Raw genomic sequence first — 12,456 nt, 5'->3', positions numbered from 1 at the left:
CTGAAAGCCTAGGCGCCCTGGAAGCCCTGAAGCACCTTGGCCACATTGACGCCGATCTCTTCCACCGCGTAGCCGCCCTCCATCAGGATGACGGTGGGTAGGCCCAGGCTTGCCAGGCGCCGCCCCATGTCGAGGAAGTCATCGCTCTTGAGGCGGAAGCTCGAGATGGGGTCGCCTTCGAAGGTATCGACACCCAGCGACACCACCAGAAGGCTTGCCTGCTTGTCGCTGATCTCGGCCAGGGCAAGCTCCAGGCGCTCGCGCCAGGTGGCATAGTCGGTACCCGGCGGCAACGGATAGTTGACGTTGTAGCCAAGCCCCGGCCCCTCGCCCTTCTCGTCGGCGTGGCCGAGATAGTAGGGAAAGCACTGGTCCGGGTCGCCGTGGATCGACTGGGTCAGGACATCGTCACGGCCATAGAAGACCTGCTGGGTGCCGTTGCCGTGGTGGAAGTCGACGTCGAGGATCGCCACCCGAGCGTGACCATCGTCGAGCGCACGCTGGGCCACGATGGCCGCATTGTTGAAAAAGCAGTAGCCGCCGAACTGATCACTGGCGGCGTGATGACCCGGCGGGCGGCACAGGCCAAAGCTCGGCTGGCCGCTGGAAGCGGTGTGCTCGTAGGCCGACAGCGCCACGTCCTTGCTGGCCATCGCCGCCTCGAAGGTACCGGGGGAAATCGAGGTGTCGCCACCGAGCGCATAGTAACCAAGCTTGCCACCGACATGGCCGGGAATACGATCCTCGCGCATGGTACGCGTCGGCCAGATGGTAGGGATGGCCTCGCCGCCGTGACCGGCTGCCTGCCATTCATCCCAGCAGGTCGAGAGAAACTCGACGTAGGCTGCATCATGCACCGCCAGCACCGGCGCCAGGCCGTGCTCCCTCGGTGCGGCGACCGGTCCGACACCGCTGTCACGGAGCTGTGCGAGCACCAGGTCGACCCGCTCGGGGCACTCGAAGGGGGTCATCAGCTGGCCATCGTGGAGTTCGGTCCTGGCACGACGCAGCTTGGTCGCTTCACTGTGGTACACCTGCATGCTTGCATTATTCCTTTTGTTGACCGGCGACGGGGTGACCGACAACGCCTTCAGCGCAAATCGGGCGTACGCATTGTGCCGCCAGGCCCGTCAACAAGGGAAGCCCGGCGACCGGCGCCGGGCTTCATCATCAAGAGGCTTTTCTGTCAGGGCTCTTGTCAGGGCTTGCTTGTCCGAGGGCTTCTCAAGCAGTCGTGCGTGGCCCTAGCCTAGCCCTGCCCCTCCAGCTGGCGTTCCAGTTCGCGACGCACGTTCTCGTCCAGCGACAGCGCAGTGCCCAGCTCGTCCAGCCAGGCACGCTCCATGGCATTCTGGTCGTCGATCACGGCGGCGCTTGCCAGGTACATCTCCCGCGCCGCCTGGGGCGAGTCGGCCTGACTGGCAAGGGCATGGGCGTCCAGCGGCGCCTGGAGCTGACGCTCGACCCAGGCATGCAACTCATCATCGGCCCCGAGCTGCTGAATCTGCTCGCTGATCAGGGCGCGCTCCTGGGCGTCGATGTGGCCGTCGGCCCGGGCCGCCATGATCACCGCCTGCAATACCTCCAGGCTACGCCGTTCCTGGGCCTCGCCGCCGAGCTCCTCCAGCGGAGCTCCTTCACCGGATTGAGCCCCCTGAGACGCGGGGGTGGCCTCATCACCGCCACGGGACTTCTGCCAGGCCTTCCAGGCCAGCATGCCGACGCCGGCGATGGCGCCATACTTGATCGCCTTGCCGCCCATGCTGCGGCCGCGCTTGGATCCCATCAGCATGCCCAGCGCGCCGCCCCCGAGCAGGCTCTTCATGTCCATGCCGCCGCCACCGCTGGACGACGACGATCCCCCGGAAAGCTGGGACGAGACGCTGTTGATCAGCCCCTGCACGTCGAAGCCGCCCTTGCCGGAAGACGAACCGCCGGAAGACGAACCGCCGGCCTGTTTCATCAGTTGGTCGAGCAGGTACTTGGCATTCATATCGCACTCCTCCTTGGTCGATGGTCATTGGAAAGCTCGACGACGGCGAGGTTCCCTGGATACGAGCCGCCGTCTCGATTCAACCGCGGACAAGGGCCCATGGCGTCACCATAGACACTGGCACTAGCCTTGGCATCCTGATTTATCCTCGCGGATCGAGCCCTCCTGAACGCAAGAACCCGCCAAGCGAACTTGGCGGGTCCTGGTTCAGCGGCGCACCCCGCTGTCGGCTCAAATGTCGGCCCGGGGTCAGCGTGCCATCTTCACCATCTGGCGGTTGACGAACTCATCCATGCCATCCTTGCCAAGCTCGCGGCCGAAGCCGGAGCGCTTGACGCCACCGAAGGGCAGCTCGGCTTCACTGCCGGGCGGCTCGTTGATGTGGACCATGCCCACCTCGAGACGATTGGCCAGCTCGAGCGCTCCCTCCGGGTTGGAGGTCTGGATCACTGCACCCAGGCCATAGGGCGTGTCGTTGGCCAGGTCGATCGCGTCCTCCAGATCGGCGGCGCGGTAGACCACGGCCACCGGTCCGAACAGCTCCTCCTGGAAGATGCGCATGTCGCGGGTCACGCCGGTCAGCAGAGTCGGGGCGTACCAGGCGCCCGCGCGATCCAGGCGCTTGCCGCCGGTGACCAGGGTCGCGCCCTGGCGGATCGCGTCCTGGACCTGAGCATCCAGGTTGGTCAGCGCCTGCTCCGAGGACATCGGTCCCATCACGGTATCGTCCGCCATGGGATCACCGACCTTGATCTGCTCCACCGCCTCGCGGAAGGCCGCCAGGAAGTCATCGTAGACGGCGTCGTCGACAATGATCCGCTTGGCCGCGTTGCAGGCCTGACCGCAGTTGCCGAAACGTCCCTGCACCGCCTGCTTGACCGCCTGTTCCAGATCGGCGTCGGGCAGCACCAGGAAGGGATCGGAGCCCCCCAGCTCCAGCACCACCTTCTTGAGCTGGCGACCGGCCTGCTCGGCCACCGCCGCGCCAGCACGCTCTGAACCGGTCAGCGACACGCCCTGCACCCGTGGGTCGGCGATCAGCTCGCCCACCTGCTCGTTGCTGGCGTAGAGGTTGGTGTAAAGCCCCTTGGGCGCCCCCGCCTCGGTGAAGATGTCCTCGATGGCCTTGGCCGATTCCGGGCACTGGGGGGCGTGCTTGAGCAGGATGGTGTTGCCGTTGAGCACATTGGGCCCGGCAAAGCGCGCCACCTGATAGTAGGGGAAGTTCCAGGGCATGATGCCCAGCAGCACCCCGAGTCCCTGCTTGCGCACCTCGGCCTTGGCGCCGCCGGTGACGATGGGCTCCGGCTCCAGCCAGGCCGGGCCGTTGTCGGCGTAGTAGCGGTAGATGTCCACCACCACCGACATTTCGCCCAGGGCCTGGGACTTCGGCTTGCCCATCTCGCGCACGATGATATCGGCGAGCTGGTCACGACGCTGTTCGTGCAGGTCGGCGACCCGGTGCAGCAGCGCCGCACGCTCGGCGGGGGTAACGTCACGCCAGGCCAGATACGCCTGATGCGCCGACTCCACGGCCTTCAGAATCTCGCCGTCGCTGGCGTCGGGGTAGGTGGCTTCGACCTCTCCGGTCGCCGGGTTGGTAACCTTGTAATGGCTCATGGCTGTCTCTCCTTGCGGCATGGCTGTGCGACCAGCCTTCGCATGGCGAAGGCTCTCGGCAGATTCAGGGGGCTAAACAGCATAGCGCCGGCCCGCCACGGTGGACAGGAGGATTCGACCAGAGTTCGGCGTGGCTGCCGAACAAATTTCTCCTCCCGAGGACTGTCGACGCTTCAGTGATCCCCGTCGCCACGCGCCGTTGCAAACTCCTCGGTATCGATATCCGCCTGCTGGGCCTCGCTGTAACGCGCACCGACCACCTGATCCGGCGTCATCATGGCGTTGATCAGCGCAAGCGTGCCAGCATCCAGCGTCAGCGCCTCGGCAGCCAGGTTCTCTTCCTGGTGGGCAGCGGTACGCGATCCGGGGATCGGTATCACGTCCGCCCCCTGCCCTCTCAGCCAGGCCAGCGCCAACTGGGCGGGGGTGCACTCGCGCTGGTGCGCCAGCGCCTCGAACTCGGCCAGCAGGGCGAGATTGCGCGGGTAGTTGTCGGCACTAAAGCGCGGCATGCCTCGGCGCATGTCGGCCTCGTCGAGCCTGGCGGGGTCACGCAGGGTACCGGTCAGAAAGGCGCGCCCCAGCGGGCTGAACGCCACCAGCACGGTATTCGACTCACGGCAGGCGTCGAGCAGCGCGATCTCGGGGTTGCGCGTCCACACCGAGTACTCCGACTGCACCGCCGCGATGGGATGCTCCTGCCGGGCCTGCCTGAGCGTCGCCGCCGACACCTCGGACAGCCCGACCCCGCCGATCTTGCCTTCCTGCTCGAGTCGTCCAAGTTCTCCCACGCTCTCCTCGATCGGCACCTGACGATCCCGTCGATGCAGGTAGTAGAGATCCAGATGATCGGTCTTCAGTCGCGAAAGGCTTTGCTCGCATTGGCGGCGCAGCGTCTCAGGCCGCCCGTCGATGCGCTTGGCACCGATCTCCGGGTCGAAGGCCATGCCACACTTGCTGGCCAGGAAGACCTCTTCACGGCGACCGGCAAGCGCTTGCCCCACGACTCGCTCATTGGCCGTCTTGCCGTAGAGAGTGGCGGTATCGAAGTGGCGGTAGCCCACCTCGAAAGCGTGCTGCAACACCCTGACCGCCTCGGCTTCCGGCAACGGACTGCCATAGGCGTGGGACACGTTCATGCAGCCAAGGCCGATGGCTGGCGCCCGCAACCGCTCGAGCCGACGAAGGACGTCTGACATGCAATCTCCCGATCATGTTGATAAAAAACTGACAACCCACATCGAAACGACGGGATTTCCGCTTCTAAGCGTCATCGACAACCACTACTATCGTATTAGCCCGATTCAGCATACCTGTTTAAGGCTACACCAGTATGCCCGCGAGACGGCCATCGCTTCTGGTAACCCCGGAAGCGATTCCCAGCACATAACGATAACCCCTAAAAAGGATAGACAACGCAGTGGACAACCTATCGATTGGCGTGGACATCGCCACCAGTCTGGCGATCCTCGGTGCCTTCGTGTCCTGGACGCTGGACAATCACCGTCAGCGGCGCATGGCTCGCGAGGTCGGCATCAATGACCAGGCCCGCGCCATCGCCGTGACCAAGGTCCAGGAAACCACCATACAGCTGTCAAAAGACTTCAACAGCATGATCACCAACGCCGGCAAGATCGAACGACGCCTCAACCGGCTGTGGAAACAGGATGGTGTGGATGCGGTCCAGCGGCATATCGAGCAGAACGACGACTACCTGGAAGAGGTCGGCGAATACCTGCAGGCGTTCAAGGACGAGGTCTCGCGCTACTACGAGAGCTGCCACGTCCACAAGTACCTGCTGTTCCCTGTCCTCGGCAGCCTGCCCGAAGGCGACGGCATGGTCGCCAGCATCAAGAGCGACTTCGATGATATCGCCCGCTGCCATGACGAGATCAACTCAGGCTACGCCCACCTGCTGCGTGAGCTCGAAGGCGCGGTCAAGATTGCCGGCCGGCTCTCCAAGGTCGACGAGCAGGATCCCGAGCACGCCACCCTGAAAAAGAAGCTGGTCAACGCCGTCAGTAGCATCGCCTACGACCCCGACTACAAGGAGTTCATCCACTACTTCATCCCCGACGGTCAGGAAGAGGCCTTCTACCGTGAGTACGACAATCGGGAGATCCAGGACCAGGAGCTGAGCGGCGTGGTCATCGGTAACCTTTACGGCACCCTGATCAAGCGCCCTGCCCGCGCTCAGGCCATGTGCCTGCTGCTGGCACGCCAGTCGATCCAGCGCACCCGCACCGAATGCAAGGAGGTGCTGTGTTCGCTGAGCGCCGTCGCCAGCGTGCTGCTGTCGCGCAACGAAGAATCCACCCTCTCGGCGGAAATCGCCAAACTCAAGTCCGATGACTACTTTGCCCTGGATCGCGAGATCCGCTAGGCAAGGCAGTATCCGCCTGGGCGAGGAAGAGCCGAGACGAGAAAGACAGGTAGGGGCGCCGAGCAAGGCGCTCCGCTGTGTAAACAGGAAGTTCCTGGTATCGCAGCGCAGGCGGCGCATCTGACGGACGACACACTGCTTGCCGCCGTTGCTGCGGCCAACCACCCTTGGATCCCGGTCTATCTTGCGATAGCCCCCTACTCCTCCGCTCCCAGGTCTGACATCCTCGCCCCCCAACAGAACCTGATTGCCTCATTCCCGCTCAGGCGAAGCGTCACGGTGCCTTCCATATCAGCCAATGAGACACTTGAGCCACGGGTGTTCGAGACCATGCTGGGCGAAGTATTGCAAAGGCAATCAAGCGCCGGCTGATACACGCCAAGGCGTCCCACACGATGATGAAATGAGCCATATCCAGGCCATGATACAGAGCAAGCGCAATGGTGAAGATTGAGTAGTCAGTCTTGGCGCGTGAAGACGCATCCTGGATTGTTGAATATATCTTCAGGGACAACCCCGAGGCGACGCCAAAACTCTTTCACCAGATCAAAGACAAGATAGATCACCTCCCCGACCACCCAAGACGGGAAGGGAACCAGGGACAGGCGAGATGGTCGCCACAGACAACTACGTTGACGTATAGGGTCACGACCTTGGAAGATCATGGTATGTTCGACTGTACTACTTGTGTGCAGTACTTGATGTTGCTGATTTTTCACTTGCCCAATGTCTTCTTGAGGGAGGGCATGTCCTCGATATCGTAGGTGAGTGCTGTCAATATATCAGTTGTTTCCTTGTCTTGTTACATCGGCACAATCAGTGATTGTTCTCACAGTAGAACCAGTGTTCGACTTCAGCTCTCTCACAGAAGGCGTAATGAACCTTAGTGTTTTCCTCAATCGCCTTCTCGACGTTATCTACTATTACCTCTTCAAGCAGGTCGCCTGAGTCATAGACGTAATACCTATAGTTTAGGAAAACATTAAAACTTCTGTTAATCGAGTATATTGATAAACACCTGCGTTCTGAGCAACTTAATGATGCACTGTTAATCCCAGCTTCACGTAATTTTCTGCGAATCAACTTGACCTTTTCACCATTAAGACCATTATTAGGTTTAGTGAAAAATGGCATGACCCGTATGTATCGGCCATCATAAATCTCTTCAAGTTCGCTTAATATTTCCTGCATCCTAACCAAGACGTCATCGGGGGGTTGTCTTGGCCATAGATACGCCAACAGACTACTAACAAGCAGCAGTACGACACCCCCGATGACTCTCTTTCTCATTGTTTATATTCTCCGGCTTCTGGCTCATGCACAGTCGTGACGCACTTTTGAAGCCACCCTGATTGGATAAGGCGCTGAGGCTACTTGACCTTACCCAGCTTTGGTGGACACCAAAGCTGGGTAAGATCAGCTATTTGGGTGTGATACCTGATCTTATGGATCTTCCACTTGCTCAATACCTTCTTGAGCGAGAGCATGTCCTCGATGTCGTAGGTGAGTGCTGTCAATATATTAGGTGTTTCCTTGTCTTGTTACATCCCTACAATCAATGATTGTTCTCACAGTAGAACCAGTGTTCGACTTCGGTTATCTCGCAGAAGCCGTAAATAATTTCGGTGTTCTCTTCTATTGCCTTCTCAACGCTCTCTACCATTACTTCTTCAATCAGGTACAGCAGGTCATCGGGAACATATTTATAATACTTTGAGTTCCCAAAACCAACAAATCCATTGCCAACATAATGGACTGATAGGCAACTACTCCTATAGCAACTTAATGATACGCGAGCAAGCCACGATCTCCGCATTTCTCTTTGAATCCACTTCACTCTTTCGCTATCAAGACCATCGGGTTCTGCAGTATATGGCCATATAAAAATTGTCTCACCTTCATACATCTCCTCAAGCTTACCAAGTATCCCCTGCATCCTGTCCAAGACGTCATCGGGAGGTTGTCTTGGCCATAGATGCACTAACAGGCTACTAACAAGCAGTAATGCAACACCCCCGATGACTCTCTTCTTCATTGTTTATATTCTCCGGCTTCTGGCTAATGCACAGTCGTGACGTACTTTTGAACCCACCCTGGTTGGACAAGGCGCTGAGGCTACTTGATCTTACCCAGCATTGGTGGATACCAATGCTGGGTAAGATCAACTCTTTGGGTGTAATACTTGACTTTATGGCTCTGCCACTTGCTCAATGTCTTCTTGAAGGAGGGCATGTCCTCGATGTCGTAGGTGAGTGCTGTCAATATATCAGTTGCTTCCTTGTCTTGTTACATCCCTACAATCAATGATTGTTCTCACAGTAGAACCAGTGTTCGACTTGGGTTCTCTCGCAGAAGGCGTAATGAACCTCAGTGTTTTCCTCTATCGCCTTCTCCACGCTATCCACTATTATTTCTTCGGTCATGCTATCAGAATCATATTTGTAATAAATATAGTCACCAAAGATAATAAAACCCCTGTCAATATCATAAACTGATAGGCAACTATGTTCAGAACAACTAAGTGATACGATACCTAACCCCGCCTCCCGCATTTCTCTCCGAATCCATTTAATCCTTTCACTATCAAGGCCATCAGGTTCCGCATTATACGACCGTATCAAGATCATCTCACCTTCATACATCTCTTCCAATTTAACCAGTATCCCTTCCATCTTAGCCAAGACGTCATCGGGGGGGGGCTTGGCCATAGATACACCAACAGGCTACTAACAAGCAGCAGTACGACACCCCCGACGACTCTCTTTTTCATTGTTTATATTCTCCGGCTTCTGGCTAATGCACAGTCGTGACGTACTTTTGAAGCCACCCTTATTGGGTAAGGCGCTGAGGTTACTTTCTGCATCACGATGTCAGCCGTGAGTGAGGAAGGTTCAGGATATTCATGGTATAGCTCGAACCCTAAACGTACTGAGAGGTTATCTGTCACATCGTCAAACTTACGCAGACTGAGCCACCAACCAGGAATCTCCGATCTATAAGTGACGTCCTGGTCATCATGCAGAGTGTCGGAGCCCACCTGCTCAAGTCCTGCACCTTCCAGCATCAGCCCTTCAGAAAAGCCACAGTACAGGCTGACGTAGCCGTAGTGGATATTCGCCCAGATATCGTAGTAGCACTCATATTCACCGTATTTGTGGTGCCATCGGTAGGAGGACTTACCGAGTGATGAGAAATCACCATCTTCATTATTGCTGATCCTGCTTTTATGATCCCAATCAGCCCTTTCCCTCACCATCAACGTCCACAGGGCAAGAGCGAATGCCCTACTAGGAACTTTTGGCATCAGGAAGTTACGGATATTCGCCAGCGAGGGATACTCGCCGCTCATGCCATTCAGCTCTTTGGTGAACCCTTCAACGAAAAGCACTCTGCTCTGCCCGTTCCAGATTGACATCATCCGGCCTGGCCGGGACACGGTATTTCGCTGAATCTCGTCTACGATGTACGCAGCCAGGTCCAGTGCTTGGTCAGGATGGTTACAGGGAGCCTCAGCCGGTTCCGTATTGGCGAAGGACTGCCGGATTCCAGCACCAGGGTACTGTCGTCGTTGTGACACCACTGAGTCGTAATGGGCTTGTGCGGAAGGCTGACGATCATCCCCCAGTGCATGCACGCCATTCATGGAAGAAATCAGGGTCGCCCCACAGGCCGTGTGACAGCCATCAAAGGCAACAGATTTACCATTGACCGTGATGGTAGGGTGCCCCTCGACAATAGGGCAGACACCATGCCCCTTGACCGGGCATGCGACCATATCACCAACAACAGCAACCTGCTTCCCGTGGACAATGTAATTCGCTTGACCGGAGACCACTCTTCCACCGTGCGAGCTGTAGTCTCCAACGAAAATTGCCCCATCCCCTGGATTGAACATATGCAGCGCTCCCTGCGCCATCGCTCAGACAAGGGATCATAGTACAGCCGGCAGCCGCAACAAGATGGCTGGTTTTATGCAGAACCAACCTGCAGAAACGTTCCTAAATTAAAGAAAAAGCGAACGTCCCAATCACGCCGACATCTTGCATTTATTACCTTCGTCAAGTGCCTGCAGTTTATACCCGCCATACGACGACGCGGCCCCTGGTTATCCGATCAGGCGCTAGACTCTGATCAGTCCCACTTAAGGTCCCATTGAATAGCCGGACAACACCTCCAGCGTCTTGAAGCTGACGCCTTCTCGTTGCTGATGCCGGCGGTAACTCTCGAGAAGCTCTGATAAGCCCGGATCGACTGGCTCTGCTGGTCCTGCGCTGCGAATCGGTGTCGGCTTGGTCATTGCCGCCAGAGGCACCACGCCACCACAAGCCTTGTCATCGCCCTCGTTGGCTGCGTGCCGGGTCAGCAGTTCATGGCTCTCCAGCAGTAGTGCAGCCGCGGCGACCATTGCTTCTCGACGACAGCGAGTCCTTAGCGAACGGCGTATCTCGGTCTTGCCTATGGCTTGCCGCGCCCTTTACGGCACAACAACGCGAAAGTACCGGATGCCGTGACGGGATCTGAACAGATAGGGAGCGCTGGGAGGCCTGGCGCTGGAACGCTTGGAGGGTGTGCAGCTATTGCACGAAGGGAGGGTGTTGCGGGCCACGGGACGCTCTGATCCAGGCATCTTTGTACCGCCTCTTTGCACCACTGTTGTGTAACAGCGGGATCAATGAGGCAGAAGGTCCTGCAGGATCAAAGGCATGGCCTGAAATGGAGGCGGCCCCGACAGCCACATCCCGGCACACGCGTCCACCACTACCGTTGCTCCCTTCCGGGCCTGGCGGGGTTTGCGGTCTAGCGTTGCGGGAGGACCGACAGGGCCACCACAGCGAGGCGAGCTCGACAACAAGGAAGTGTCGACTGCCTGAAAACGTCACCGGGCAAGGCCTGAAAAATCAGCCTCTTGCTCAGGACGCGGGCACTATACCAAGGTCATGCCCGGGCCACAAGGGTAAACCCAGTAGACTTTGCCTCAACAGTCATGCAGCGCTCGAAATGTGAGACTTCTACACTGAAGCTGTATGGTGGAAGCACCTTAACGCCTGGGAGCTCATACTCACCAGGCGTCACTTTTTGAGGATGACGACCACGAACAACCAGCACCATTACGCCCACCAACGCCCATTCCAAGGAGGCGCTGCATGAACAAGGATCCCAACAAAGGCTACATCGCACTACTCGGCTGGAGCCTGAACGCCATCGAGGCCGCCGAGAATTTCGACCGTCGCTACGTTGTGGTGGCCCCGGACTGGGCCGAGGACTACTGCAAGCAGCACGATATCCCCTACGTCTCCTGGAACTTCGAACGGCTCAACGACCGCTCGCTGGAAATCGCCGAGACCCTGCGCGACATGGGCGTGGACGTGTCCATTCCACTATTCGAGGAAACCGTGGAGTGGGCCGGAGCGATCAACTCAGTGCTACTCGACAATCCGCGCCTCTACGGCCAGTCGCTGCTGCTGCGTGACAAGGCCCTGATGAAGCGGCGTGCGCAGCTCGGCGGTATTCGCGTCGGCATCTTCGAGGAAGCCCACGACCACCAGGACGTCATCCGCTTCCTCAAGCGGGTCAACCAGACCCTGCTCAAGCTCGACGGTGACCCAAACGACCCGATCCACCTCAAGGCCTTCGACAAGGCTGGCTGCCTTGGCCACCGGGTGATCCGTACACCCGACGAGGTCGACACCATCCCGGAAGAGGAATTTCCGGTGCTGATGGAATCCCACCTGGATGGCTGGGAGTTCGCGGTGGAGGCCTGGATCCATGATGGCAAGATCGCCTTTCTCAACATCTCCGAGTACGTGACCCTGGGTTATTCGGTGTTCGTGCCGGCCTCGCCGGAGCTTGAGCGCTACCGCGAGCAGATCCGCGTGCAGATCGAGAAGCTGATCAAGGCCTTCGACATCGATTTCGGCCTGATCCACCCCGAGTACTTCGTCACCAGCGATGGCGAGATGTACTTCGGCGAAGTGGCCTATCGTCCGCCCGGCTTCAAGGTGTTCGAGCTGCTCGAGCGGGTCTATGGCTTCAACGCCTACCAGGCCAGCATGCTGGTGTTCGACCCCAAGACCACGCCCGAGGAAGTCGCCGAGTTCTTCCCGCGCGAAGTGGTCGACGCCAACGGCTTCGCCGGCTGTTTCGGGGTCTATCCGCGCCGCCGTGTGGTCAGCCGCCTGGAAATCCCGGAGTCGGTGGAAGACCACCCCTACTTCGAGTCACACGAGCTGACCGCGCCGCTGGAAGAGACCGTCACCAAGCGTACCGCCTTCGGTACCCACTGGGGCCTGGTCTACTTCAAGGGCGACGACGCCCATACCTTGCGCGACCTGTTGAAGGCACAGGAAGACGAGGACTACTACATCTAGGCCTGCCTGTTAAGCGCTGCCCCGTCGGGGCAGCGCCGCCGGATTGGCGACGCCGCCGCCCGAGCATGCGTATACTGGCGTCGTCCGCTCGA

At 58.7% G+C, this 12,456-nt stretch carries 10 protein-coding genes and 1 other RNA gene; 2 read left to right on the top strand and 9 right to left on the bottom strand.

Features of this window, described 5'->3' with window-relative positions:
- Positions 1 to 8 precede the first annotated feature (8 nt).
- From C9F12_RS00355 to C9F12_RS00340, 4 genes are all read right to left on the bottom strand, one after another.
- Positions 9 to 1,040, bottom strand: coding sequence for a histone deacetylase family protein (locus C9F12_RS00355; protein ID WP_108447622.1), 1,032 nt, complete (start codon positions 1,038 to 1,040; stop codon positions 9 to 11).
- Between the two features lie 209 nt (positions 1,041 to 1,249).
- Positions 1,250 to 1,993 (bottom strand): tellurite resistance TerB family protein, encoded by a 744-nt coding sequence (locus C9F12_RS00350; protein WP_108447621.1) that lies wholly within the window; start codon positions 1,991 to 1,993, stop codon positions 1,250 to 1,252.
- A 249-nt stretch (positions 1,994 to 2,242) separates the two neighbouring features.
- The gene (locus tag C9F12_RS00345; RefSeq protein ID WP_108132613.1) at positions 2,243 to 3,613 is read right to left on the bottom strand and encodes an NAD-dependent succinate-semialdehyde dehydrogenase; all 1,371 of its coding nucleotides are present in this window, start codon (positions 3,611 to 3,613) and stop codon (positions 2,243 to 2,245) included.
- 173 nt (positions 3,614 to 3,786) lie between these two features.
- The gene (locus tag C9F12_RS00340; protein ID WP_108447620.1) at positions 3,787 to 4,812 is read right to left on the bottom strand and encodes an aldo/keto reductase; all 1,026 of its coding nucleotides are present in this window, start codon (positions 4,810 to 4,812) and stop codon (positions 3,787 to 3,789) included.
- A 221-nt stretch (positions 4,813 to 5,033) separates the two neighbouring features.
- On the opposite strand from C9F12_RS00340, the gene C9F12_RS00335 reads away from it, so the two are divergent.
- Positions 5,034 to 5,996, top strand: a complete 963-nt coding sequence (locus tag C9F12_RS00335; protein ID WP_108447619.1) for a hypothetical protein — start codon at positions 5,034 to 5,036, stop codon at positions 5,994 to 5,996.
- A gap of 1,555 nt (positions 5,997 to 7,551) precedes the next feature.
- Here C9F12_RS00335 and C9F12_RS22390 read toward each other — a convergent pair.
- From C9F12_RS22390 to ffs, 5 genes are all read right to left on the bottom strand, one after another.
- Positions 7,552 to 8,031, bottom strand: a complete 480-nt coding sequence (locus C9F12_RS22390) for a hypothetical protein (RefSeq protein WP_157033062.1) — start codon at positions 8,029 to 8,031, stop codon at positions 7,552 to 7,554.
- A 265-nt stretch (positions 8,032 to 8,296) separates the two neighbouring features.
- Positions 8,297 to 8,704, bottom strand: a complete 408-nt coding sequence (locus C9F12_RS00325; RefSeq protein ID WP_108447617.1) for a hypothetical protein — start codon at positions 8,702 to 8,704, stop codon at positions 8,297 to 8,299.
- Between the two features lie 65 nt (positions 8,705 to 8,769).
- Positions 8,770 to 9,891 carry a PAAR domain-containing protein gene (locus tag C9F12_RS22385; RefSeq protein ID WP_162816343.1) on the bottom strand — a complete coding sequence of 374 codons (1,122 nt, stop codon included), beginning with the start codon at positions 9,889 to 9,891 and terminating at the stop codon, positions 8,770 to 8,772.
- 246 nt (positions 9,892 to 10,137) lie between these two features.
- Positions 10,138 to 10,455: a hypothetical protein gene (locus C9F12_RS00315; protein WP_345840256.1), complete on the bottom strand. Its 318-nt coding sequence runs from the start codon at positions 10,453 to 10,455 to the stop codon at positions 10,138 to 10,140.
- A gap of 264 nt (positions 10,456 to 10,719) precedes the next feature.
- Positions 10,720 to 10,816, bottom strand: an RNA gene (gene ffs, locus C9F12_RS00310) — signal recognition particle sRNA small type.
- Between the two features lie 324 nt (positions 10,817 to 11,140).
- Here ffs and C9F12_RS00305 point away from each other — a divergent pair.
- Entirely contained in the window at positions 11,141 to 12,364 is a 1,224-nt protein-coding gene (locus C9F12_RS00305; RefSeq protein WP_045993197.1) for a carboxylate--amine ligase, read from the top strand.
- The last annotated feature ends 92 nt before the right edge of the window (positions 12,365 to 12,456 follow it).

The sequence above is a fragment of the Halomonas sp. BN3-1 genome (genome assembly GCF_003056325.1).
GTDB classification, from domain to species: domain Bacteria; phylum Pseudomonadota; class Gammaproteobacteria; order Pseudomonadales; family Halomonadaceae; genus Halomonas; species Halomonas litopenaei.
The sequence above is the reverse complement of the archived record's forward strand: the minus strand, read 5'-3'. Positions and strand labels throughout refer to the sequence as shown.